20 protein-coding genes and 1 pseudogene are annotated in these 24,799 nt (G+C 58.8%); 14 read left to right on the top strand and 7 right to left on the bottom strand.

Annotated features, from left to right (window positions below):
• Nucleotides 1-42: 42 nt before the first annotated feature.
• Entirely contained in the window at nucleotides 43-942 is a 900-nt protein-coding gene (gene fepB, locus ACZAHD_RS07220; RefSeq protein ID WP_462456190.1) for a Fe2+-enterobactin ABC transporter substrate-binding protein, read from the bottom strand.
• 247 nt (nucleotides 943-1,189) lie between these two features.
• Between fepB and entC the strand changes: the two genes are divergently transcribed.
• The 7 genes from entC (at nucleotide 1,190) to ACZAHD_RS07255 (ending at nucleotide 8,583) form a co-directional block, all read left to right on the top strand.
• A complete protein-coding gene (gene entC, locus ACZAHD_RS07225; RefSeq protein ID WP_462456171.1) occupies nucleotides 1,190-2,365 on the top strand; it encodes an isochorismate synthase EntC in 1,176 nt (391 codons plus the stop codon).
• 9 nt (nucleotides 2,366-2,374) lie between these two features.
• On the top strand, nucleotides 2,375-3,982 hold the full coding sequence (entE, locus tag ACZAHD_RS07230; RefSeq protein ID WP_462456172.1) for a (2,3-dihydroxybenzoyl)adenylate synthase EntE: 1,608 nt from the start codon (nucleotides 2,375-2,377) through the stop codon (nucleotides 3,980-3,982).
• 13 nt (nucleotides 3,983-3,995) lie between these two features.
• Nucleotides 3,996-4,847: an isochorismatase gene (locus ACZAHD_RS07235; RefSeq protein WP_462456173.1), complete on the top strand. Its 852-nt coding sequence runs from the start codon at nucleotides 3,996-3,998 to the stop codon at nucleotides 4,845-4,847.
• Nucleotides 4,847-5,602 carry a 2,3-dihydro-2,3-dihydroxybenzoate dehydrogenase EntA gene (entA, locus tag ACZAHD_RS07240; RefSeq protein ID WP_462456174.1) on the top strand — a complete coding sequence of 252 codons (756 nt, stop codon included), beginning with the start codon at nucleotides 4,847-4,849 and terminating at the stop codon, nucleotides 5,600-5,602. Before ACZAHD_RS07235 ends, entA begins: the two co-directional genes overlap by 1 nt.
• On the top strand, nucleotides 5,603-6,016 hold the full coding sequence (entH, locus tag ACZAHD_RS07245) for a proofreading thioesterase EntH (protein ID WP_462456175.1): 414 nt from the start codon (nucleotides 5,603-5,605) through the stop codon (nucleotides 6,014-6,016). It begins immediately after the preceding gene.
• A gap of 214 nt (nucleotides 6,017-6,230) precedes the next feature.
• The gene (gene cstA, locus ACZAHD_RS07250) at nucleotides 6,231-8,336 is read left to right on the top strand and encodes a pyruvate/proton symporter CstA (protein WP_462456176.1); all 2,106 of its coding nucleotides are present in this window, start codon (nucleotides 6,231-6,233) and stop codon (nucleotides 8,334-8,336) included.
• Between the two features lie 49 nt (nucleotides 8,337-8,385).
• Complete coding sequence (locus ACZAHD_RS07255; protein ID WP_032688939.1) at nucleotides 8,386-8,583, top strand: YbdD/YjiX family protein; 198 nt, start codon at nucleotides 8,386-8,388, stop codon at nucleotides 8,581-8,583.
• A 9-nt stretch (nucleotides 8,584-8,592) separates the two neighbouring features.
• Here ACZAHD_RS07255 and ACZAHD_RS07260 read toward each other — a convergent pair.
• Both ACZAHD_RS07260 and ACZAHD_RS07265 read right to left on the bottom strand, forming a co-directional pair.
• A pseudogene (locus ACZAHD_RS07260) lies at nucleotides 8,593-9,336 on the bottom strand (SDR family NAD(P)-dependent oxidoreductase).
• Between the two features lie 58 nt (nucleotides 9,337-9,394).
• Nucleotides 9,395-10,492 (bottom strand): oxidoreductase, encoded by a 1,098-nt coding sequence (locus tag ACZAHD_RS07265; protein ID WP_462456177.1) that lies wholly within the window; start codon nucleotides 10,490-10,492, stop codon nucleotides 9,395-9,397.
• Nucleotides 10,493-10,654: 162 nt separating this feature from the next.
• Here ACZAHD_RS07265 and ACZAHD_RS07270 point away from each other — a divergent pair, with 162 nt between their 5' ends.
• From ACZAHD_RS07270 to ACZAHD_RS07285, 4 genes are all read left to right on the top strand, one after another.
• On the top strand, nucleotides 10,655-12,157 hold the full coding sequence (locus tag ACZAHD_RS07270) for a sugar ABC transporter ATP-binding protein (protein WP_462456178.1): 1,503 nt from the start codon (nucleotides 10,655-10,657) through the stop codon (nucleotides 12,155-12,157).
• Nucleotides 12,154-13,152: an ABC transporter permease gene (locus tag ACZAHD_RS07275; protein ID WP_462456179.1), complete on the top strand. Its 999-nt coding sequence runs from the start codon at nucleotides 12,154-12,156 to the stop codon at nucleotides 13,150-13,152. Before ACZAHD_RS07270 ends, ACZAHD_RS07275 begins: the two co-directional genes overlap by 4 nt.
• A gap of 20 nt (nucleotides 13,153-13,172) precedes the next feature.
• Nucleotides 13,173-14,237: a sugar ABC transporter substrate-binding protein gene (locus tag ACZAHD_RS07280; RefSeq protein ID WP_462456180.1), complete on the top strand. Its 1,065-nt coding sequence runs from the start codon at nucleotides 13,173-13,175 to the stop codon at nucleotides 14,235-14,237.
• A gap of 83 nt (nucleotides 14,238-14,320) precedes the next feature.
• Nucleotides 14,321-15,562, top strand: a complete 1,242-nt coding sequence (locus ACZAHD_RS07285; RefSeq protein ID WP_462456181.1) for an LVIVD repeat-containing protein — start codon at nucleotides 14,321-14,323, stop codon at nucleotides 15,560-15,562.
• A gap of 164 nt (nucleotides 15,563-15,726) precedes the next feature.
• Here ACZAHD_RS07285 and mtnK read toward each other — a convergent pair whose 3' ends face one another.
• Complete coding sequence (gene mtnK, locus ACZAHD_RS07290; RefSeq protein ID WP_462456182.1) at nucleotides 15,727-16,926, bottom strand: S-methyl-5-thioribose kinase; 1,200 nt, start codon at nucleotides 16,924-16,926, stop codon at nucleotides 15,727-15,729.
• Between the two features lie 103 nt (nucleotides 16,927-17,029).
• On the opposite strand from mtnK, the gene mtnA reads away from it, so the two are divergent.
• Nucleotides 17,030-18,058, top strand: coding sequence for an S-methyl-5-thioribose-1-phosphate isomerase (mtnA, locus tag ACZAHD_RS07295; protein WP_462456183.1), 1,029 nt, complete (start codon nucleotides 17,030-17,032; stop codon nucleotides 18,056-18,058).
• Between the two features lie 269 nt (nucleotides 18,059-18,327).
• On the opposite strand, the gene codA is transcribed toward mtnA, so the two are convergent.
• From codA to codB, 3 genes are read right to left on the bottom strand one after another with little or no spacing between them, the layout of a single operon-like run.
• The gene (codA, locus tag ACZAHD_RS07300; protein ID WP_462456184.1) at nucleotides 18,328-19,566 is read right to left on the bottom strand and encodes a cytosine deaminase; all 1,239 of its coding nucleotides are present in this window, start codon (nucleotides 19,564-19,566) and stop codon (nucleotides 18,328-18,330) included.
• The gene (locus ACZAHD_RS07305; RefSeq protein ID WP_462456185.1) at nucleotides 19,563-20,798 is read right to left on the bottom strand and encodes a PucR family transcriptional regulator; all 1,236 of its coding nucleotides are present in this window, start codon (nucleotides 20,796-20,798) and stop codon (nucleotides 19,563-19,565) included. The genes codA and ACZAHD_RS07305 overlap by 4 nt, the downstream gene beginning before the upstream one ends.
• A 2-nt stretch (nucleotides 20,799-20,800) precedes the next feature.
• Nucleotides 20,801-22,063: a cytosine permease gene (codB, locus tag ACZAHD_RS07310; RefSeq protein ID WP_462456186.1), complete on the bottom strand. Its 1,263-nt coding sequence runs from the start codon at nucleotides 22,061-22,063 to the stop codon at nucleotides 20,801-20,803.
• A 916-nt stretch (nucleotides 22,064-22,979) separates the two neighbouring features.
• On the opposite strand from codB, the gene ACZAHD_RS07315 reads away from it, so the two are divergent.
• Both ACZAHD_RS07315 and ACZAHD_RS07320 read left to right on the top strand, forming a co-directional pair.
• Complete coding sequence (locus tag ACZAHD_RS07315; RefSeq protein WP_462456187.1) at nucleotides 22,980-23,591, top strand: methylthioribulose 1-phosphate dehydratase; 612 nt, start codon at nucleotides 22,980-22,982, stop codon at nucleotides 23,589-23,591.
• 25 nt (nucleotides 23,592-23,616) lie between these two features.
• Nucleotides 23,617-24,799, top strand: a 1,183-nt coding sequence (locus ACZAHD_RS07320) for an FGGY-family carbohydrate kinase (RefSeq protein WP_462456188.1), incomplete at its 3' end; no start/stop codon positions are given.

Consider the following 24,799-nt stretch of genomic DNA (forward strand, 5'->3'; position numbering starts at 1 on the left):
TGAAATTTCCCGGCCAGGCGCTGCGCCTGCCGGGAATGAAGATTAGCCGAAGAGGGTAGCGAGGCGTTGCAGCACCAGCATGGCACTGTAGTAATCGAGACGGAATGTTTCTGTACCGAGCGGATAGAGGCGTTTGTTCTCTACCGCCGGGAGGTGCGCCAGCAGCGGGTTGGCGTAAATGGCCGCCGCATCTTTATCGTCGCCAGCGAACAGGAACAGGCTTTTGCCATTCAGGCCAGCGGCTAAATTCTCGCCGCCCAGCTGGATAATGTCATGGCGTTTTCCCTGGCTCTGGCTGGTATGCAGACCGGCAGGCAAAGTCGCCAGCGTGAAGCCCAGTTGTTCAAGCATCTGGCCCTGAGCGGATTCCGGCGTCCACAGGTTGGCGCTGTGGGCGGCGGCGGTATAGACCAGTGCGCTCACCGGCTGCGGTGGCAGTGTCATCTGTTGCTTCAGCGTGGCGAGCTGCTTATTGAACTCCGCAATGCGCGCCGTCGCCTGCTTTTCCTGGCCGGTGATGTGCCCCAGTTCAGTCAGCAGCGCCTGCCAGCTTTTGTCGTCGTAATTAATTATGAGCGTCGGTGCGATGGTGGAGAGCTGGTCGTATAGCGCGAAGGCGGAATCACCGCCGGTAGCGCTAATCAGAATCAGATCCGGCATTTGTGCGGCCACGGCTTCGGCGCTGGGTTCGCCGATGTACAGGCGTGCGAGCTTACGTTCTTTCGCGACGGCGCTCCATTGACGCAGAAATCCCTGATCATCCGCTACGCGGTTGTTCGGCGTGGTTGCGCCGCTGGCGATGACGGGCGCGTCAATCGCCAGTAAGGATCCGGTGAGAGTGACGCTGGTGGAGACGATGCGCAGTGGTTTGCTTTCCAGCGTATGCACGCCGTGGCTATCGGTCACCTGACGCGGCCAGTCGGCCGCCAGAGCGGAGGTCATTCCTAAAAGCACCAGCCCGCAGGCCAGCAGGGTACGGCGACATAATGTGGACAAATTCACGAATTCGCATCCTGATTAAGTTGATATAAATGCGTCTCATTTTCAACTTTGTCGCAGGTGGATGCAAGCGTAAGTCGCACAACATGCCGTTTGTACGGTTGACATGGCAGGCAATACCTTTTAGGTTAGCCAACCAAAATATAAATGATAATTATTCGTAATATCTTTATCGTTTTTGGAGAATGATATGGAAACGTCATTGGCCGAGGATGTACAGGAACAAAAAATGACTCTGTCGCCGGAAAGCTTCTTCTTTATGTCGCCGTACCGCAGTTTTCGTACCGCGGGCTGTTTTCGCCGTTTTTCTCATTCTGCCGCCGATGGCGCGCTGCTCAACGGGAAATTCCAGCAGAACATGATGGCCGCGTTTACCGATGCTAAGGCTGCCGGGATCCGTAAACCGTTGATGGTCGGCGCTATCCCGTTTGATACCAACCAGCCTTCTGAGTTGTTTATTCCCGAGCGCTGGGAGAATTTCTCCCGCACCGGTAAACAGCAGTCGGCGCGCTACTTCTCCACCCCGACGGCAATGGATATTGTGGATCGTCAGGAGATTCCTCAACAGGATACGTTTATGGCGATGGTTGAGCGGGCGGCTGAGCTGACTGCGACGCCGGAAGTGGACAAGGTTGTCCTGTCGCGTCTGATCGATATTACCACCCGTGAACGAGCGGACAGCGGCGCGCTGCTTGAGCGCCTGATCGCGCAGAATCCTGCCAGCTTTAATTTCCACGTGCCGCTCTCCGACGGCGGCGTGCTGCTGGGTGCCAGCCCGGAGCTGCTACTGCGCAAAGAGGGCGATCGTTTCAGCTCGCTGCCGCTGGCCGGTTCGGCCCGTCGCCAGCCGGATGATGTGCTGGATCGTGAAGCGGGTAACAAACTGCTGGCTTCTGCAAAAGATCGCCACGAGCACGAGCTGGTGACCCAGGCGATGAAGACGGTGCTGACTCCGCGCAGCCGGGAGTTGTCGCTACCGAATTCCCCGCAACTGGTTACCACGCCGACCCTGTGGCACCTGGCGACGCCGATTGAAGGGACCGCGCTGGCCCAGGAAAACGCGATGTCGCTGGCCTGCCTGCTGCATCCAACCCCTGCCCTGAGCGGTTTCCCCCATCAGGTGGCGAAACGGCTGATTGCCGAGCTTGAACCGTTCGATCGCCAGCTGTTCGGCGGCATTGTTGGCTGGTGTGATGACGAAGGTAACGGCGAGTGGGTGGTGACGATTCGCTGCGCCCGTCTGCATCAGCGTACGCTGCGTCTGTTTGCCGGTGCGGGGATTGTTCCGGCTTCCTCCCCGCTGGGGGAGTGGCGCGAAACCGGCGTCAAACTGACGACCATGCTGAATGTGTTTGGCTTGAATTAAGAGGCACTGATGATTGCATTTAACCGTTGGCCGGAAAATTTTGCCGCCCGCTACCGAGCAAAGGGCTACTGGCAGGATTTGCCGCTCACCAACCTGATTACCCGTCATGCCGACAGCGACGTCATCGCCATTATCGACGGCGATAAGCAGTACAGCTATCGTCAGTTCAATCAGCAGGTGGATAACCTGGCTTCGTCGCTTCAGCGTCTGGGACTGAAGCGCGGCGAAACTGCGTTGGTGCAGCTGGGCAACGTCGCCGAATTCTACATCACCCTGTTCGCGCTGCTGCGTATCGGAGTGGCGCCGGTGAATGCGTTGTTCAGCCATCAGCGCAGCGAACTGAATGCCTACGCAACGCAAATTGAACCCGCGCTGCTGATTGCCGATCGCGAGCATGCGCTGTTTGCCGATGACCATTTCCTGAATAGCTTTGTTGAGCAGCATGCGTCAGTACGGGTTGTGCTGCTGCGCAACGATTGCGGAGAATACGATCTGGCGGCGGCGATCGCGCGGCCGGCGGAGAACTTTATCGCTAATCCGACACCCGCAGATGAAGTGGCTTTTTTCCAGCTCTCCGGCGGCAGTACCGGCACGCCAAAGCTGATACCTCGTACCCATAACGACTACGACTACAGCATCCGTCGTAGCAACGAAATTTGCGGCATCAGCGCGGAAACCCGCTACCTCAACGCCCTGCCTGCCGCCCACAACTATGCGATGAGCTCGCCGGGGTCTCTTGGCGTGTTTCTCGCCGGTGGCCGGGTGATTCTGGCCGCCGATCCGAGCGCTACGCTGTGCTTCCCGCTGATTGAACAACATCAGATTAACGTTGCTTCGTTGGTACCACCGGCGGTCAGCCTGTGGCTACAGGCGATCCGCGAAGGGGCAGGGAACGCGCCGCTGCGTTCGTTGACGCTGTTGCAGGTTGGCGGCGCACGCTTGTCGGCAACGCTGGCGGCGCGGATCCCGGTGGAGATTGGCTGCCAGCTTCAGCAGGTTTTCGGCATGGCGGAAGGGTTGGTGAACTACACCCGCCTCGACGACAGCCCGGAACGCATTATCAATACCCAGGGTTGCCCGATGTGCCCGGACGATGAGGTTTGGGTCGCCGATGCCGACGGCAACCCGCTGCCGCGCGGTGAGGTGGGGCGTCTGATGACCCGCGGTCCATACACCTTCCGCGGCTACTACAACAGTCCGCAGCACAACGCTGAAGCGTTTGATACCGAAGGTTTTTACTGTTCCGGCGATCTTATCTCGATCGACGAGGACGGATACATCACCGTGCAGGGACGGGAAAAAGATCAGATCAACCGCGGCGGCGAGAAGATCGCGGCGGAGGAGGTTGAAAACCTGCTGCTGCGCCATCCGGCGGTGATCCATGCCGCGCTGGTCAGCATGGAAGATAGCCTGCTGGGTGAGAAAAGCTGCGCGTATCTGGTGGTGAAAGAGCCGCTGCGCGCGGTAGCGGTACGTCGCTTCCTGCGTGAGCAGGGCGTCGCAGAATTTAAACTGCCGGACCGCGTGGAGTGCGTGGATGCGCTGCCACTGACGCCGGTGGGCAAAGTCGATAAAAAACAATTACGCCAGTGGCTGGCCTCACGCGAGCCGGGCTGAAGGAGAAGAGAGAATGGCTATCCCTGAATTACAGGCTTACGCGCTGCCGGAAGCCAGCGACATCCCGGCGAACAAGGTGAACTGGGCTTTTGAGCCCTCCCGCGCCGCGCTGCTGATCCACGATATGCAGGAGTATTTTCTCAACTTCTGGGGGGAAGAGAGCGCGATGATGGCGAAAGTGGTGGCGAACATTGCCGCGCTGCGCGACTTCTGCAAACAGAATAATATTCCGGTGTTTTACACCGCGCAGCCGAAAGAGCAAAGCGATGAAGATCGCGCCCTGCTTAATGATATGTGGGGACCGGGCCTGACCCGCTCGCCGGAGCAGCAGCGCGTGATTGCCGCGCTGGCGCCCGATGAACACGACACCGTGCTGGTGAAGTGGCGCTACAGTGCGTTTCACCGTTCACCGCTGCAAGAGATGCTCAAAGAGAGCGGTCGCGATCAACTGATTATTACCGGTGTCTATGCTCATATCGGCTGTATGACCACCGCTACCGACGCCTTTATGCGCGATATTAAACCGTTCTTCGTCGCCGATGCGCTGGCGGACTTTAGCCGTGATGAACATCTGATGTCGCTGAAATATGTTGCCGGCCGCTGCGGTCGCGTCGTCATGACCGAAGAGCTGCTGCCGCTGCCGGCCTCAAAAACGGCGCTGCGGGCGCTGGTACTGCCGCTGCTCGATGAATCCGACGAACCCATGGATGACGAAAACCTGATCGATTACGGTCTGGACTCCGTACGGATGATGGCGCTGGCCGCCCGCTGGCGCAAAGTGCAGGGCGATATTGATTTCGTCATGCTGGCGAAAAACCCGACCATTGATGCCTGGTGGGCGCTGCTCTCTCGTGAGGTGAAATAATGGCCGCGCTGGATTTTCAGGGGCAAACCGTTTGGGTCACCGGCGCCGGTAAGGGGATTGGCTACGCAACGGCGCTGGCATTTGTTGAAGCCGGCGCTCGGGTGAGTGGTTTCGATCTCGCTTTTGAGGGGGATGACTATCCGTTTGCCACCCACACGCTGGATGTTGCCAATGCGCAGCAGGTGGCCGAGGTATGCGGGCATCTGCTGAAAGGCATCGATCGGCTGGATGTGCTGGTTAACGCCGCGGGGATTCTGCGCATGGGCGCGACCGATGAGCTGAGTCTGGACGCATGGCAGCAGACTTTCGCCGTCAACGTCGGCGGGGCGTTTAACCTGTTCCAGCAGACGATGGGCCAGTTCCGTCGCCAGCAGGGTGGGGCCATCGTCACCGTCGCCTCCGATGCCGCGCATACGCCGCGCATCGGCATGAGCGCCTACGGCGCCTCAAAGGCGGCGCTGAAAAGTCTGGCGTTGACCGTGGGCCTGGAACTGGCGGGCAGCGGCGTACGCTGTAACCTGGTCTCTCCGGGCTCCACCGACACCGATATGCAGCGCACGCTGTGGATGAGTGAGGATGCCGAGCAGCGCCGTATCCGCGGTTTCGGCGAGCAGTTTAAGCTCGGGATCCCGCTGGGTAAAATTGCGCGCCCGCAGGAGATTGCCAGCACGATCCTGTTTCTCGCTTCCGAGCACGCCAGTCATATCACGTTGCAGGATATCGTGGTAGACGGCGGCTCGACGTTGGGGGCGTAAATGGCCTGGAAACGTCAGCTGACGCTGGAGGCGCTGAATGCCACCAGCGAGAATACGATGGTCGCTCACCTGGGGATAGTTTACACCCGGCTGGAAGAAGGGCTGCTGGAGGCGAGTATGCCGGTTGATGCGCGTACGCATCAGCCGTTTGGCCTGCTGCACGGTGGTGCCTCCGCGGCGCTGGCGGAGACGCTGGGATCGATGTCCGGCTGGCTGATGAGCGAAGAGGGCCAGTGCGTGGTGGGGACCGAGCTGAATGCGACCCACCATCGGGCGGTCTCGAGCGGTCGCGTGCGTGGCGAGTGTCGTCCTCTGCACCTGGGGCGTCAGAACCAGAGCTGGGAGATTGCCGTGTTCGACGAGCGGGGCCGCCGCTGCTGTACCTGCCGTTTGGGCACGGCGGTCCTCGGCTGAGGAGACCAACTCGGGGGTTGCCTGACGATGTATCAAGTCGCGCTTGCGTGCTGACGATACATTCCATTTTCCCCTCAGAAGTGATCTCGCTAGCAATGTGAGATAAATCCCTGCCTTTGCACGACATCTGTACGGTTTCAATGTTGTTAAACTTGGCGTTCTGTTCTAGAAACAAAATGTAACATCCTGATTACCTTACCGGTGGAACGCAACGATGAATCATTCAGGGAAATACCTCATCTGGACAGTGCTCTCGGTTGTCGGAGCCTTTGCCCTCGGCTATATCGCCTTAAACCGAGGTGAACAGATTAATGCGTTATGGATTGTCGTCGCGGCAGTCTGCATTTATCTGATCGCCTATCGTTTCTACGGTCTCTATATCGCCAAAAATGTGCTGGCGGTTGACCCTACGCGCATGACCCCCGCCGTACGCTATAACGACGGCCTTGATTATGTCCCGACCGATAAAAAGGTGCTGTTCGGTCATCATTTTGCGGCGATTGCCGGGGCTGGGCCGCTGGTTGGGCCGGTACTGGCGGCGCAGATGGGCTATCTGCCGGGAATGATCTGGATCCTTGCCGGGGTCGTGCTGGCCGGCGCGGTGCAGGACTTTATGGTGCTGTTTGTTTCGACCCGCCGCGACGGACGCTCTCTCGGGGAGCTGGTGAAAGAAGAAATGGGGCCAACCGCCGGCGTGCTGGCGCTGGTGGCTTGCTTTATGATTATGGTGATTATCCTCGCCGTACTGGCGATGATCGTGGTGAAAGCGCTGACCCACAGCCCGTGGGGCACTTACACCGTAGCATTCACCATCCCGCTGGCGATCTTTATGGGGATCTACATTCGCTACCTGCGTCCGGGACGGATTGGCGAGGTGTCGGTGATTGGTCTGGTGATGCTGGTGTTTGCGATTGTCTCCGGCGGATGGGTGGCGGAAAGTCCGACCTGGGCGCCATGGTTTGATTACACCGGCGTACAGCTGACCTGGATTCTGGTGGGCTACGGTTTTATTGCCGCCGTTCTTCCAGTATGGCTGCTGTTAGCGCCGCGTGATTACCTGTCGACCTTCCTGAAAATTGGCACCATCGTCGGGCTGGCGATTGGTATTCTGATTATGCGCCCGACGCTGACCATGCCAGCGCTGACCAAATTTATTGACGGTACTGGCCCGGTCTGGTCCGGCAGCATGTTCCCGTTCCTGTTTATCACTATCGCCTGTGGCGCGGTCTCCGGCTTCCATGCGCTGATTTCATCCGGAACCACGCCTAAGATGCTGGCGAATGAGAGCCAGGCCTGCTTTATCGGCTATGGCGGTATGCTGATGGAATCCTTTGTCGCCATCATGGCGTTGGTGGCGGCCTGCGTTATCGATCCGGGCGTCTACTTTGCGATGAACAGCCCGATGGCGTTACTGGCGCCGGCGGGCACCACCGATGTGGTAGCCTCTGCCGCGCAGGTGGTCAGCAGCTGGGGCTTTAGCATTACGCCGGACACGCTGCGTCAGATAGCCAGCGAAGTGGGCGAGCAGTCGATTATTTCGCGGGCCGGCGGCGCGCCGACGCTGGCGGTGGGGATGGCCTACATCCTGCATGGTTCGCTGGGCGGTTTGATGGACGTTGCCTTCTGGTATCACTTCGCCATTCTGTTTGAGGCGCTGTTCATCCTGACGGCGGTTGATGCGGGTACCCGCGCAGCGCGCTTTATGCTGCAGGATTTACTGGGCGTGCTCAGTCCGGGTCTGAAGAAAACCAACTCGCTGCCGGCCAACCTGCTGGCCACCGGGCTTTGCGTGCTGGCGTGGGGATACTTCCTGCATCAAGGTGTTGTTGACCCGCTCGGCGGCATTAACACGCTATGGCCGCTGTTTGGTATCGCTAACCAGATGCTGGCGGGGATGGCATTGATGCTGTGTGCGGTGGTACTGTTTAAAATGAAGCGCGAACGCTATGCCTGGGTAGCGCTACTGCCGACGGCCTGGCTGTTGATTTGCACCCTGACCGCTGGTTGGCAGAAATCGTTCAGCCCGGACACCAAAGTCGGCTTCCTGGCGATTGCCAATAAGTTCCAGGCGATGATCGACAGCGGCACGATTCCGCCTCAGTACACCGAATCTCAGCTGGCGCAGTTGGTCTTTAACAACCGCCTGGATGCGGGATTAACCATCTTCTTTATGGTGGTCGTGGTGGTACTGGCGTTCTTCTCCATCAAAACCGCGCTGGCGGCGTTGAAAGAGGACAAACCGACGGCGAAAGAGACGCCTTATCAAGCGTTACCTGCCGCCGCAGAGCCGATGGCGGCGCAGGCGAAGCGTGCACATTAAACCTGACCCCCTTTCCACCTGCGGAAAGGGGGAGTCATGAGAGAGCAATATGTTTGATACCCTTTCGAAAGCCGGGAAATATTTGGGTCAGGCGGCGAAAATGATGATTGGTGTGCCTGATTACGATAATTATGTCGAGCATATTCGCCAGACGCATCCTGAGCAAACGCCGATGACCTATGAAGAGTTCTTTCGCGAGCGACAGGATGCGCGCTACGGCGGAAAAGGCGGCGCGAAGTGCTGTTAAGTCCTTCCTTCAGGCGTTAAGTCCTCCATCAACATCCACACCGGTGCCGGAGATTTGTCCGGCTGCCGGGCTGGCCAGAAAGGTCACCGCAGCAGCGACATCATCCGGCTGACCGTAATGTCCCACGGCAATAAGCTGGCGTTGCGCGTCGGCCTGCTCACCATTCGCCGGGTTCATATCGCTATCGGTCGGTCCCGGGTGCACCAGGTTCACGGTAATGCCGCGCGGCCCGAGATCGCGGGCCAGGCCGCGGGTCAGCGAGTTGAGCGCAGATTTGGTCATGGCGTAGACCGCGATGCCCGGTGAGGCCACGCGGTTGGCAAGGCAACTGCCAATATTAATAATGCGCCCTCCTGCAGGCAGATGCGGCAGTGCCGCCTGGATAGCAATCACCACGCCACGGATATTCACGTTGATCAGCGCATCGATATCTTCCAGAGACAGCGATTCCAGCGGGCCGCCGCGGGCGATCCCGGCGTTATTCACCAGAATATCCAGTCCGCCGAGGGACTCTACCGTGCGCGTGACGGCCTACTGAATCGCCTGGGCGTTCGCGCTGTCGGCCTGAATCGCCGCGCCACGGCGACCGAGAGCCACGATCTCGTCGACAAGCGCCTGCGCTTTATCGGCGGATTTTTCATAAGTGATAACCACGTCGGCGCCTGCCTGTGCCAGCGACAGTGCAATTGCGCGACCAATTCCGCGACTGGCCCCGGTAACCAACGCTTTTTTACCCGTTAACTCGATCTGCATGATGACCTCGTACTGTGTGGGAGATGCATCATTAGGTATAGAGCGGGATTCCCGTCCGTCAATGCACCTGTCTGCGGAAGTTTTCCACTTTCTCAAAGGCGGCGGCCAGGCTCTGCGGCGTCAGCTCCACCGGCAGGAAGTGGATCGATTCTACCGGGCGCAGGGTATGGGCAATGACCCGATCCAGTTCGTCCCGGTTATGGATATCCACGTCGAGTTCCGCCAGGGTGGTAGGCAGGTTGAAACGCTGCCAGGCGTCGATCAACTGCGCCAGTTCGTCGTCCTGACCCAGCAGGGCGCTTTGCACCAGAATGCCGTAGGCAACCTTGGTGCCATGAAGGAATTTATCGGTCTGCGGCAGGATCGTCAGGCCGTTATGCACCGCATGCGCGGCGGCGACGCGGGTATAACGCTCACCTAAGCCGCCGACCATCCCGCCGCCGGCGATAATGGCGTCCGTCACATCGCGGAACGCCTGCGACAGTTCGCCGCGCTGCTGATCCGCCAGCGCGGTTTCGCTGCTTTGCAGCAGAACGTCGCGAATGGCCAGCGCACCGTTAATCCCCAGTCGCACGGTCAACGGCAGCGTTTCCGGTTTCGGCGCCAGCACCACCGCTTCATACCATTTCGCCAGCGTATCGCCGATTCCCGCCAGCAGATATTCCGCCGGGGCGTTGAGAATGATTTGCGGCTCCACCAGTACCAGGAAGTTGGCGTCATCGAAGATTTCAAAATGCAGCGCCTGCCCGGCGTCGTTGTACCACACCGATAGCGGGGTCCATGCGGCGCAGGTGGCGGCGATTGTCGGGATGGCTACCACCGGCAGGCTTAACCGCCGGGCCACGGCCTTGGCGGTATCCAGCAGCGCGCCACCGCCGACGCCGATCACCACGGCGCGGTCATCTCCGGCTTCCTCGACCAGTTCCGCGACGTCGCTTTCGCTGCAGTGCCCGCTAAACAGCACTTTTTTGGCGCCGACGGCGTGAAACGCCTGCGGCAGAAAGGGCTGCGCACCGGCGATGGCGCGCTCGCCGTAGATCCAGATAGCGCGCGAAAGCTGCTCGTCGCTGTAAAAATCGTGTAGGTGGGCAAGGCTGCCATCATGGGAAAAATAGTTTGCCGGGCCGGGTACCACGCGGATATCGCTGTTGCTCATGAACGCTGTCCTTTATTTTGTTTCGCTAACCTGATGTTATGTCTGGACATCCGGATGGCTAATATTATTTCGTTTTATCTTATGCCTTTTACGCAGTTGTCAGTCAAGGTCGGCTATGAAAAATTCGTTAAATCAGAATATTAATCGTGAAGGTCCCGACGGATGACAGTGAATCGTCTCGAGATGAATAACATTAATCTGGCCTTTTCCGGTTTCAGGGCGCTGAGCAGTGTTGCGTTTACCCTGCGGGGAGGTTCGGTACACGCGCTGACCGGTGCTAATGGCGCGGGGAAATCGACACTGATGGCGGTGCTGTGCGGAACGCACGCCCATTATGAGGGCGAGATCGTCATCAATAACCAGACGGTGAGCATTCGCTCGCCACGAGATGCGAAACAACTGGGTATTCATCTGGTGCAACAGGAGGTCGATGTGGCGCTGGTGCCCGGCCTGACCATTGCGGAAAACATTATGCTGGATCGACTGGCGGAGCCGGGGCTGGGCTTTAGCTGGCGCGCCGTGCGTGAGCAGGCGCGCGAGGCGCTGGCCCAGTTGGATATTACGCTCGATGTGCGTCGCCCCATCGAGAGCTGCACCCTGGCGGAGAAGCAGCAAATTCTGCTGGCCCGCGCGCTGTCGCACCATTGCCGGTTTTTGATTCTGGATGAACCTACCGCGCCGCTGGATCAGCATGAAAGCGAGCGTCTGTTTACGGTGGTTCGCCGCTTGCAGCAGCAGGGGATCGGCGTGGTGTTTATCTCCCACCGCATTCATGAGCTGAAAGCCATCTGCGACACCCTGACGGTATTGCGCGACGGAAAGCTGATTGAAAGCAGTCCGATGAACGAGCTGAGCGGCGAGCAGATCGTAGAGAAGATGCTCGGCCACGAGCTGAGCGATATCTTCCCGCCGAAACGTCCCCCGCACGGCGAAGAGATTCTGTTACAGGTTGACGGTCTGCACGATGAGGGGTTGCTGCAGGATATTTCGCTGCGTCTGCGCAAAGGTGAAATTCTGGGGATCGCCGGCCTGGCCGGGGCGGGAAAAACCGAACTGTGCAAGGCGCTGTTTGGCGCCAGCAAAAGTCGTCTGACTCGCGGTGAGCTGAACAGTCAGCCGTGGCGGCCTCGCGACCCGGCAGATTCCGTGATGCGCGGGCTGGCGCTGGTGCCGGAAGAGCGGCGCAAAGAGGGCATTTTTATTGAAGAACCGATCGGCATGAACCTGGCGGTCAGCGCTGATAACAGCTTTTCGCGCTGGAGCCTGTTCGGCCATCGCCAGGCATGGCGCTGGGCGGAAGAGGTGATCGCCCGGCTCGGGATTCGGAGTACCGGCCCGGGCCAGACCCTGCGTCGGCTTTCCGGCGGTAACCAGCAGAAAGTGGCGATCGGCAAATGGCTGCGCGGCAACGCCAACGTCTTGATCTTCGACGAGCCGACCAAGGGCGTCGATGTGAAAGCAAAAACCGACCTGTTCACCCTGATCGACGGGCTGGCGCGAGACGGGAAAGGGATTATCTATGCCTCCGGCGAGTTCTCTGAGCTGGTGGGATTGTGCGACCGCATTTGCGTGTTGTGGGACGGGCGTATCGTCGCAGAAATTCCGGGCGCTGAGGCCCGGGAAGAGACACTTCTTTATTACTCCACCGGAGGAGCAGTAGCGTGAGCAAGGCCCTGACAGTTAACGCGACGGCATCGGGTCGTCAGCGATTTTTTGATTTTCTTTATAAATGGGGCATGTTGCTCACCGTGGTGCTGCTGATTGCCGTTTTTGGCCTCGCCTCGGACAACTTCCTCGACCCGTTCAACATCATCAACATTTTGCGTTCCATCGCCATCGTGACGGTGATTGCGATTGGCGTCTCTGTTTCGTTGACCATTGGCGGCTTTGACCTGTCGGTGGGGTCAACGGCCTCGCTGGCAAACGCGCTGGTGATCTCGCTGTTTGTCTGGCATGGCTTTGGCACCACCGAGGCGATCCTGGTCACCCTGGCGCTCTGTACGCTGGTGGGGTTGTTCAACGCGTTTTTGATTGTGGTACTGCGCATTCCCGACATGCTGGCCACCCTCGCCAGCTTGTTTGTGATTCAGGGCGTGGCAATGACCTACAGCTATGGCGGTTCGATTACCGAGAACATGGTATTGCCGAGTGGCGACATGGCGGAGGGCGTGATTCCGGCCGTGTTCGGTTCGCTGGGTCAGGTACCCACGATAGTGATCGTGATGTTGGTGGTGACCGTGGTTGCACAACTGGCGCTCTCGTTCACCACACACGGGCGCAGAATGTATGCCATCGGTGGAAACCCAGAGGCCGCGCGGCTCTCCGGGTTGCGCATCACCCGCTATAAAGTGGCGGTCTATGTTATCTCTTCGCTGTTGGCCGGTCTGGGCGGCATTTTACTGGCATCGCGCATCGGTTCCTCGCAGGTTAATGCCGGTGGCGGCTACCTGATGGATGCGGTGGCGGCGGCGTGGATTGGCTTTTCACTGGCGGGCTCAGGCAAACCGAACGCGATGGGCACGCTGGTGGGAGCGGTGATTCTTGGCGTGCTCTCCAACGGTCTGGTGATGCTGTCGGTGCCGTACTACGCAATGGACATTATTAAAGGGCTGGTGCTGGCTGGCGCGCTTGCACTGACTTACTTTCAGCGCCGCACATAAAATTTTACAGGGTAAACACCATGAAAAAGATAATGCTTTCACTGATCGCCTTGGGGTTGTTCAACTCTGCGGCGGCCTTTGCTGAAACCCCGACGCCGCTCCCGGCGGCAATTGCCGAACATAGCGGCCCGATTCGTATCGCGGTGATCCGTAATCTTGGATCCGACGATAACACCACTCAGTTTGTCTCCGGGGCTATCCAGGAGGGGAAAAAGCTCGGTTTTAAAATCAGCACCTTCCTGAGCAACGGCGATGACGCCAAATTCCAGGATTTCGTTAACCAGGCAATTAGCGAGAAATACGACGGCATTATCCTCTCTCAGGGACGCGATCCGTACTCCACCGCGCTGGTGAAAAAAGCGGTGGATGCCGGGATCAAAGTTGCCGTGTTCGATACGGCGGTCAACGGCGAGATCCCGGGCGTCACCGTCACCCAGCAGGATGACGCTTCGCTGACCAATCTCTCCTTTGGCCAACTGGTGAAAGACTTCAATGGCAAAGCCAATATCGTCAAACTGTGGGTCGCCGGCTTCCCGCCGATGGAACGCCGCCAGGCCGCTTACCAGAAGCTGCTTAAGCAAAACCCGGGGATTAAAGAGCTGGAGTCGATTGGCGCGGTCTCTTCCGATGTACAGGGCGATACAGCCAACAAAGTCGGCGCGATATTAGCTAAATATCCCAAAGGTAAAATTGATGCCATCTGGGGGACCTGGGATGCGTTCAGTCAGGGCGCTTATAAAGCACTGAAAGAGAATGGCCGCACCGAGATCAAACTGTACAGCATTGATATTTCTAACCAGGACCTGCAGCTGATGCGTGAGTCCGGCAGCCCGTGGAAGGTGAGCGTGGCGGTGGATCCGAAGCTCATCGGCGCCACCAACGTACGCCTGATCGCCAATAAGATCGCCGGTGAACCGACTCCGGCAACCTATGACTTCAAAGCGGCGACCATTCCGCAGGCGCTGCTTGTGGCGCAGCCGGGAGCGGTTAACGTCGCTTCGCTGGGTAAAATCATTCCGGGTTGGGGCCAGACGGAGGACTTTATCGCCCCGTGGTTCGCCACGCTGGAAGCTAAAAACAAGTAACGCCCGTTGGCGCTGCGCATAACGGACCTGTGATCTGGCAGATCAGATAAGGCGCAGCCGCCATCCGACAAAAGGAGCTTAAGGTGACTGAATTACCGCGTCCCGACTACAGTCGCAATATGCGGCTGATTGGGCATAGCGATCAGGGAGGACGCCCGGACGGCGTCCAGCTCATGGTACACCGTGGCTTTGCCTACATCGGCCATATGGTGTCGCAGGGGTTTTCGGTGGTGGACGTGCGCGATCCGTCGAGTCCGAAAACGGTCAACTACATTGCCGCGCCGCCGGGGACCTGGAACGTGCATTTGCAGGCGCATGATGATCTCCTGCTGGTCATTAATGCCCGCGATCTGTTTGCCGACACCCGCTTTGCCGATGAGAAGGTGTATTACACCCGCTCGGTGGGAGAGACGGTGAGCGATGTGCAGGATCGCGGCTGGAGCGCCGGGCTGCGCGTGTTCGATATTTCGCGTCCGGAGCATCCGCGCGAGATTGGGTTTTTATCGCTCAGCGGTATCGGCATTCATCGAATCTGGTACGTTGGCGGTCGTTGGGCTTACGTTTCCGCGCTGATCGACGGTTTTAGCGATTATATCTTCCTGACTATCGATCTGGCGGATCCGCGCAAACCGGAAGTGGCCGGGCGCTGGTGGTTGCCAGGGATGAACCAGGCGGCGGGGGAGACGGCGAACTGGCCGCAGGGCAAGCGCTATGCGTTGCATCACGCCATTATTGCTGGGGACACGGCTTATGGCAGCTGGCGCGACGGAGGTCTGACGCTGCTCGACGTGAAAGACAGAACTCAGCCGAAGCTGATCAGTCATCGCAACTGGAGTCCACCGTTTGGCGGTGGAACCCATACGGCGCTGCCGTTGCCGGATCGCGATCTGCTGGTGGTGCTGGATGAAGCGGTGCTCGATAACCAGCAGGATGGCGAGAAGCTGATCTGGCTGTTTGATATCCGCGAACCGACGAACCCGGTGAGCATCTCTACTTTCCCGCAGCCGGATGAAGCTGACTACGTGGCGAAAGGGGCGCACTTTGGTCCGCATAATCTGCATGAGAATCGCCCCGGCAGCTTTATCAGCTCAACGCTGATTTTCGCCACTTACCAGAACGCGGGCGTTCGCGCTTACGATATTTCCAACCCTTATCGGCCGCTGGAGACCGGGGCGCTGGTGCCCGCCGCGCCAGCAAAAATGATGGATACCCGTCCAGGTCGCCCGCAGGTGATTCAGTCATGTGATGTCTTTGTCGATGCGCAGGGAATTATCTACAGCACGGATTACAACGGCGGGCTGTCGGTGATTGAGTATCTGGGGTAGGGGGTTGCCTTCCCGGGCCGCGACGCTAACGCGTCTTGCCCGGGCTACGTGTTCTTTTCTCGGATTACGGCGTAAACGCCTTACCCGGGCAACCGGAGCGCAGACGGCTGTAACCGGTAGCCCGGCGAAGCGCAGCACGATCCGGGAACGGTTGGGCTGGGAGTTCAACCGTATTGACGGATTCGCGCGATCAGCTCGTCGACACTATCAATACGGTCAGCAATCACAATCAGTGCTTTACCCAGGGTGATGGTGTGGCGCAGGCACTCGTGGCGCATGGCCTCATCCTGAATTGTCTCTATATCGGCGACGTGGGACAGGCCGACGCTACGGCGAATCAGTTCGGTGCCGCAGAAGCCAATCGCATCGTTCCACACTTTTTTCAGGAACGTGGAGGCATATCCGGGATAGGCCAGCGCTGCATCGCGCGTTTTCTCCGCAGCCAGAGACTGGAAGCGTTCGGCAAAAGTATTCCACAGCGTCTGAATATCGCGCAGTCGCCGTTCGCGAGCCGCAGCCGCATCGCGAATGCCCAGATGTCCCGGCAGGCCGCAGTAGTTCAGCAGCAGGTTGCCGATAGCGGTACCGATATCAAAACCTATCGGGCCGAAATAGCCGAATTCCGCGTCGATGGCTTTAAAACTGCCCTCGGCGACAAAAATGGAGCCGCTATGAATATCGCCGTGCAGCAGCGCTTCAGCGTGCGAGAAGAAGCGATGTTTCAGCGAGGCGACCGCCAGCCTGAGCGAAGCGTCGTCACGCAGGGCGGCCACTTCAGCTTCCAGTTCGGCCGGGTAGTTATTGCGTTCGTGAACCTGGTACGGGTCGTTGAAAAACAGGTCTTCGGTGATTTCGCACATCTCCGGATTGATAAACCGGGCGACCTGCGCCTTTTTCTCGTGTGGATGGAGGTAGAAATCACTGGTATGAAACAGCGCCTGGGCCAGGTATTCCCCCAGTTGACTAGCGGCCTGCGGATAGTCAACGTTGTTAATCAGCTCGCCGCGCCAGATACGGTGATCGGAGAGATCTTCCATCACCATCACCGCCAGTTCAGGGTCGAAGTGATGGATTTTCACCGTGTGCTGCGGGGCGTGCTGGTAGTGCGCCACCAGGGTTTGCGCTTCGAGGCGGGCGCGGTCAAGGGTCAGCGGCCAGGATTCACCTACGCAGCGAACGTAGGGCAGGGCCTGCTTCACGACCACGCGGCTCACGCCGTGAGTATCATAAATCTTAAAGACCAGGTTGAGGTTACCGTCCCCCACTTCCTGCGCGGACACCAGCTCCGACGGGTCATCGATGCCGCCAAATTGTTGTGCGTATGCCACGGCATCGCCGGGGGTGAAGGTATGGTATTGCGACATTGCCTCGATCCTCGAAAGTTCTGATTAAGCCGTTCAGACGTCTATACTTCTGGATTTCATCCTGACACAATGTAATACAACAACGCAACAGGGATTTAACGATATGCAGACACTACAGACCACCAGCCTGCGAGTAAGCGAAAATCAGCTTTTTATTCTTGATCAGCAGGCATTGCCGCAGGAAAAACGCTGGCTGGCGGCGGATAACGTTTCGTTGCTGGTGGACCATATTCACGCGCTGCGGGTGCGCGGCGCGCCGTTAATCGGCCTGTCGGCCAGTCTGCTGCTCGCGCTGCTGGCCCGGCGCGGCCTCAGCCAGGATGAACTGCTCCAGTCGCTGGAAACGCTGCGGGCCGCGCGCCCGACGGCGGTAAACCTGATGAACAATCTCGATCGCATGAAGCTGGCGCTGGCGGAAGAGAACTATTCCCAGGCGTTGGAAGAGGAAGCGCTGCGCCTGATCGAAGAAGATAAACAGCTGTGCGCCAGTATCGCCGAGGCGGGCAGCGCGCTGGTGACGCCGGGCAGCCGCCTGCTGACTCATTGTAATACCGGCGGGCTGGCGACGGCGGGCGTGGGGACGGCGCTGGGGGTCATTGCGCTGGCCCATCAGCGCGGGCGGGTGGAAAACGTCTGGGTCGACGAGACGCGTCCGCTGCTGCAGGGCGGGCGACTGACTGCCTGGGAGTTGGGCGAACTGGGAGTGCCTTATCGGCTGATTACCGATTCGATGGCTGCCAGCCTGATGGCCAAAGGACAGGTTGATGCCGTATGGGTTGGGGCTGACCGTATCGCGGCTAACGGCGATGTGGCGAATAAGATCGGCACTTACTCGCTGGCGGTACTGGCGAAGTATCACGGAATTCCGTTCTACGTGGCGGCACCGCAAACGACCCTTGATCGCCACTGTCCAAACGGCGAAGCGATTCCGATTGAGCAGAGAGCGGCAGTAGAAGTGACCGGCGTCGCTGGCAGCTTTGGCGCGGTGCAGTGGGCGCCGAAAGAGGCCGCCGTTTACAATCCGGCATTTGACGTCACCCCCGCAGCGTTAATTAGCGGCTGGGTACTGGATAGCGGCGTGGTGACCCCGGAGCAGGTAGCCGCCGGGGCGTTTGCGCCAGAAAAGGCCTGAGTCAAAACGCGAAGCGGTCGCCACAGCTTCGCGTCGGATGAGCGGCAGAGTGCAACTTTCGGTATGGCCCGACGGTGCTGCGCTGTAGGCGATACGCAACCTTCAGACTCAAGGTTTTTGCCGGTCAGATAAGGCGCCAGCCGCCCCCTGACAAGAAGGTCGGCATGAGCCTATGACCGGTACAAAAATGCAGTAAGTAAGAAGGTACTTACATAACTCCCTGTGCGGGCAGCAGATTGACGCGGGTGCATACCGCATCAACGTGATGTCTATGCCGGATAGTGAATCTGCTCCGGCTGGCGCTGCAAAATGACGTTGCCGTGACGAATTGAGGTCAGTACTTTGGCCTGACGGCGCACCGCGTCATAGTCGTTTTGTGCATCGAGAATCAGCAGGTTTGCCGGGCGACCTTCGGCAATACCGTAGTTGTCGCCGAGGCACAGTGTGCGGGCGCTGTTGTCGGTGATGAGGTCGAGGCAGCGCTGCAAATCTTCATATCCCAGCATATGGCAAATGTGCAACCCGGCGTCGAGGATACGCATGATATTGCCGTTACCCAACGGGTACCACGGGTCCTGAATGGAGTCCTGGGCAAAGCAGATGTTGATTCCGGCGCGGTCTAGCTCCGCCACCCGCGTCAGGCCGCGGCGTTTCGGCCAACTGTCGAAGCGCCCCTGCAGGTGAATGCTTTCGGTCGGGCAGGAGATAAAGTTGATGCCTGAGGCTTTAAGCAGGCGGAACAGCTTTGAACAGTAGGCGTTATCGTAGGAGCCCATCGCGCAGGTATGGCTGGCGGTGACCTGCGCGCCCATACCGCGCACCCGGGCCTCTTCCGCCAGCACTTCCAGAAAGCGCGACTGCGGATCATCGGTTTCATCGCAGTGCACGTCCACCAGGCAGCCGTGGCGCTGGGCCAGATCCATCAGAAAAACCAGCGAGCTGACGCCCTTATCGCGGGTGTTTTCGTAGTGAGGAATACCGCCCACCACGTCGGCGCCCATTTCAATGGCGCGGGTCATCAGCTCGCGCCCGCAGGGGAAGGACTCAATACCCTCCTGCGGAAAAGCGACAATTTGCAGGTCGATAAGGTGGGCCGCCTCTTTTTTCACCATCAGCATCGCTTCAAGCGCCGTCAGGGAGGGGTCGGTGACATCAATATGGGTGCGTACGTGCTGTACGCCATTATCGCGCAGCATGCCGATAGTTTTTAGCGCCCGCTGGCGCGTATCTTCAACCGTAACGCTCTCTTTACGCTGGCTCCAGCGGGCGATGCCCTCGAACAGGGTACCGCTCATATTCCACGCCGGCTCGCCCGCTGTCAGGGTGGCATCCAGGTGGATATGCGGTTCGACGAACGGCGGGATCACCAGCTTTTGCCGGGCGTCGATATCGCTGGCGTCGGCCGCCTGCAAGGCGGACTGTGGGGTGATGCTTTTAATCAGGCCGTCACGTAACTCAAGGGTATAGAGCGCTTCTTGATGGCGCAGGCGCGCGTTGAAAATTTTCATGGTTGTTCCCGTAAATGGTTTTGCGACATACGCCAGATAGCTAAGGCGACCGAGGCGTTGAGATGAAATTGCGGATGGCTGACCGGGTAGCGGGTCAACTTTTCAATGCGCTGGATACGTTGATGCAGCGTGTTGCGGTGAATACCCAGCCGCTCGGCGGCCCTGACCACGTTACCGCTCTCCTGAAGAAGCGTTTCCAGCGTCTCCATCAGCAGCCACGGACTTTTGCGATCCGGTTCGATCAGGCAGCCGAGGGTGTCGTGCATAAAATCGCTCAGCAGGGTAGGGTCGCTGACGGCGGAGAGCAGCTTGATAAAACCCAACTGCTGGTAGTCGCTGATGCGTTGGGCCGGTCGCAGGTTATCGCTGAGGTCCAGCGCCTGACGCGCCTGCGACAGCGCGCGCTGATACCCCTGTAACTGCTGCACCGGCGCTGAAAGGCCGCACAGCAGCGAAAGCCCATCGTCGCCTTCCGCCAACGCCAGCAGCCACGCCTGGAGCCACTTTTTCTGCTGATAAAACTCGCCTTCTTCATCCGGGAGCAGGAAGAGAAACATATTGCTGCGCTCGACCAGCGGAAAGGGGTTGCCCTGCTGATTGAGCTGCTGCTGCAGGCGCTGGCGCACGGTGCGGCGGGCCTGCTGGAGCCAGGCTTCAGCCTGCTCTGGCGGAAGCTGGCGAAACAGGCGCGGGATCCCTTCCAGGCGCAGCGCTGCCACTCGCAGCGAGCGGGTAAAATCCAGCTGCTGATGGAGCGCGCGTTGATGCAGAATTTGCAGGTCGGGATAGTCGCCGGTTAACAGCTGTAGCAGAATATCGCGCTGCGATTGCAGGGCATTCTCGCTGCGCACCAGTGCGGTACCGATGCGTTCGGTCACTATCACCATCTTTAGCAGATAGGGTTGTTCGATCAGCGGAATACCCAGTTCATCGGCCAGTGCGATCAGGCGCGGCGGGATCGCCTGAATATAGGCGTCGCCGGTGAGGATCACCATTCCGGCGATCCCGCGCTGCTTGCCTTCCATCAGTAAATGGATCAGGTTGTCTTCATTGCGGGGATGGTTGATCCCAGTGATAAACACCAGTTCCCCGCCCATGATCCATTCGGCGATATTTTCATTTTCCGCCACGTAGTACCAGCGCACCGCCAGCTGCAGCCCCTGTTTGCCCGCGCGCAGGCGCAGGGCGGAGAGCCCGTCAAGGGCGAGGATTTCGCTGACCGTCAGGCTCATGACTACTGCTCCGCGACCGAATCAGCGGCGGGCTGGCGTTTGCTCAGACGGCTCAGCGCGATATAGACCAGCGCGGAAACGGTAATGCCTACCAGCGGGGCGATCCACGGCGACAGGTAAGCTACCACCGCGCCTACGGCGTAGGCGCTAAGCCCCAGCCAGTTAAAACGCGGTAAGCGGGCGGTATGTAGCAGCGGATAGCGGCCACCGCGATAAAACCAGTAATCGGCGAGGATAACGCCGCCGATGGGCGGAATGATGCTGCCCAGCAGGACCAGGAAAGGAATCAACATTTCATACATCCCGCCAATGGCCAGCACAATGCCGACACCGGCGGCGACCACGGTCAGGGTACGGCGGCGCTCGCTGCGCAGCAGATGGCAGGCGGCGGCCGAGACGTTATAGATCGTCGGCCCTTGGATCGTCAGCAGGTTGAGGCACAGCATTACCACTGCAGCGACAGACAGCCCCTGTAAAATCAACACTTCCACGATATCGGCCTGCTGATAAACGATGGCGCACCAGGCGCCGGCAACGATCATCAGCCCATTGCCGACAAGGAAGCTGCTCATGCTGGCGACGATAGCGGTGCGGCTGGAGTTGGCCAGCCGCGTCCAGTTTGTCGCCTGGGTCGCGCCGCTGGCGAAGGTGCCAAATACCATGGTGATTGCCGCCGACCAGGTCATGGTTTCGCCCGGTTCGATTTTGGTCATCGCTTGCCAGCCGCCGGCGTGATGGGCGGCAAGGTACATCGAAACCACCAGCAGAATAAACATCAGCGGCACCGACACACGCGACAGCGCATCCAGCCCCTTATAGCCCACCAGCGCGGTGACGCAGAACAGGATCCCGAACAGAATCATCAGCGGGATGGTCATCGCCTCAGGAAGGGCGAGGATTTTGACCAGCGAGATGGCGACCGTTGCGGTGCCCCAGGCGTACCAGCCCAATTCGGCGAAGCCGAGAATAAAGTCGGCAAGCTTGCTGCCGATTTCCCCGAAACAAAAACGCCCCATCAGTACGGTATTCAGTCCGCTGCGTGCGGCAATCCAGCCGAGCGAGGCAGCGTAGAGGGCCAGTAAAAAGTTACCGATCACCGCAATCCACAGCAGATTGACGATGGAAAAAGAGACGCCAAGCTTGCCGCCTGCGAACATCGTGCCGGTAAAAAAAGTAAAACTGAACAGAACCATGGAGATCGACAATACGCCTTTACGTCCGGAGGCGGGCGCTTCGACGAGTGGAAAATCATTGCTGTTTGACATGGTGGAACCTCTGAGTGGTTGTCCGAATGGCGATGCCAAAGGGATAGCAAGAGGTGTGCCAAAAAAAAGGGGGCAGGGGTAACACAATATGGTGGGCACTGTGCACATAAAAATTCGTTTATCAGCCTGTGTTTGTCATAGGGGTGTGCATAGTGCAAAGTTTTGCACTGCGATGGGGCAGAGGTTCATGGTGTAAAACAGGCTGGCGCTGAGATTGATCTTGGGTACGCGCATTTCTGGCGGCTGGCGCCTTACGCGACCTGCGGGGGCGTGGTCCTGACTGCCTGCGAGTTCAATATTATTGCCAGATCTTGTCGGCCCTCTGGGGCGTTAGCCGCCAGCGGGCAATTCCTGATAAATGCACTTTGGCAACAATCAGGCACTGTATGGCGGCGCTGGGGGGGGGTCTGCCTGTTATCGAGGCAATACTGATTGTGCGAGGTAGATCAGAATCGGCAAATCATGCGCGTTTCCCCCGACTTTCTTGCAGAACGATCCCCCGTCTTTTTGAGCGCCGGTAGCCGGTAATAGGGGCTACATGAAAGCGCTTGGTTATATTATTGTTAAAAACAGTAATTTCATATGCGTTTCTGATATAACCATTATCAATGTAAGCCTTTCCTGAAATATTGTTCACTTAAGCTGGCGGTGTTAGTATCGGATAAATAGCCATTTAGACGGCTAAAGAACCTTTTGTCGGGCAATTTTATTGGCCATTTTGGACCTGGGGGCCTCACACAAAACTCGTCGAGTTTTGAACGCCTTTCATGGCGACCCGAAGGTGGGCGTAGCGAATACTCCTCACGTACTCCGTGTACGTTCGGGGTGTTCCCGTTGTCTGTGTCCAGACTGCCTGCCACATTCATGCCTGCCCGTAAAGGTTCTCAAATTAATATCGCTAAACTAAGGAACTGCTATGTGGCAAGAAAGACTCGCGCAACTGGTCACCACCTGTCATTGGATCGGCGCAAAAGGCTGGGCGCCGGCCACCGGTGGCAATATGTCGGTGCGTCAGGACGCGACCTGGTGCTGGCTCAGCGAGTCGGGGCGCGATAAAGGCAGCCTGACGACGGAGGATTTCCTCCAGGTGGAAATCGCCAGTAACAAAGCGCCTTCCGGGCGTAAACCCTCCGCTGAAACCGGCCTGCATACGCTGGTGTATCGCCTGTTTCCGGAAGCGAATGTTGTTCTGCATGTGCATACCGTCAACGCCACCGTGCTGTCGCGGATTGAAAAAAGCGCCACCCTGGCGCTGCAGGGTTATGAAATGCAGAAAACCCTGAGCGGCCAGCACAGCCATCTCGATACCGTACCGGTAGCGATATTCGATAACGACCAGGATATCGATGCTCTGGCGGCGCGCATTGAAGATTATGCCCAGACCAACCCGCTGCGCTACGGCTTCCTGCTGCGCGGTCACGGTCTGACCTGCTGGGGCAAAGATATTCACGAGGCCCGTCGCCAGCTGGAAGGACTGGAGTTTCTGTTCGAGTGCGAGCTGATGCGTCGCCGCTACGAGCGCGACTAAATTTCTCTCCATTAACGGGTCAGGCATGGATTTTTATCTCGGAATCGATATCGGCACCTCGCGCGTGAAAGCGGTGCTGTTTGATGAACATTTTCAGGCACGAGCCAGCGCGGCGGAGAATACCGGGCCGCGCCTGTCGGCGAACGGTTATGCCGAGCAGGATATGGCGCAGCTGTGGCAGTCGGTGATAGCCATTTTGCAACAGATTGCCCGGCAGCCGGAACTGAAGAACGGACGTCTGCGGGCGATCGGCCTTGCCGGGCAGGGCGAAGGCGTCTGGCTGAGCGATGCCGAGGGCGAACCGGTTGGCCCGGGGATCCTGTGGAGTGACACCCGCAGCCGCGAGCTGATGAGCGAGCTGTTACGTCGCCCCGGCTTTGACCGCCGTTTCTTTGACGATACCGGTACTCACCTGCAACCGTGCAACACCAGCATGCAGCTGTGCTGGCTCCGGCATTATCAACCGGAGCGCCTGGCGCAGGCTCACTATCTGTTTTTCGCCAAAGACTGGGTGCGTTTTCGTTTAACCGGGGTGGCGGCGCTGGATTTTACCGATGCCAGTACCTCGCTACTTAATCAGCACAGCGGCGAGCTATCGGAAGTGGTACTTAACGAAATGGGGCTGGCCGATCTGCAGCACCTGTTCCCGTCGCTTCTGGCCCCCGATGCGCCGGCAGGCACGCTGCGAGATGAGATCGCCGCCCTGACCGGACTCCCCGTCGCCACGCCGGTGGCCGCAGGGGCGCTCGACGTATGCAGCGCCGCGTTGGGCTGCGGCGCGATCGACGATGGCGATATTTACACCATTCTCGGCACCACCTGCTGTACCGGGATTGTTTGCCACGGTCGCCAGGCGGTGAATGAGGGAACGCGCTACGTGACCCACACCGAATCGGGGAGCTTTATCAATCTCTTCCCGATGCAGGCCGGCACGCCGAATATTGACTGGTTGCAACAGCAGATTTCCCTGACGGCGGACCTCCAGCTACTGGAGCAGTCTATTGCCGATGTCGAGCCGGGCAGCGGCGGCGTCTTCTGGCAACCCTATCTGAACGGCGAACGCGCGCCGTTTTTCAGCCCCGATGCGCGGGCCGGTTATTTCGGTATCAGCCAGCACACCACCCGCGCGGAGCTGCAGCGGGCAGTGTTTGAAGGGCTGGCTTACGCGATTGTCGACTCGCTGCAGGGCTATCCGCAGGGCGACGAAC

This window comes from Raoultella sp., assembly GCF_039594335.1.
GTDB lineage: Bacteria > Pseudomonadota > Gammaproteobacteria > Enterobacterales > Enterobacteriaceae > Klebsiella.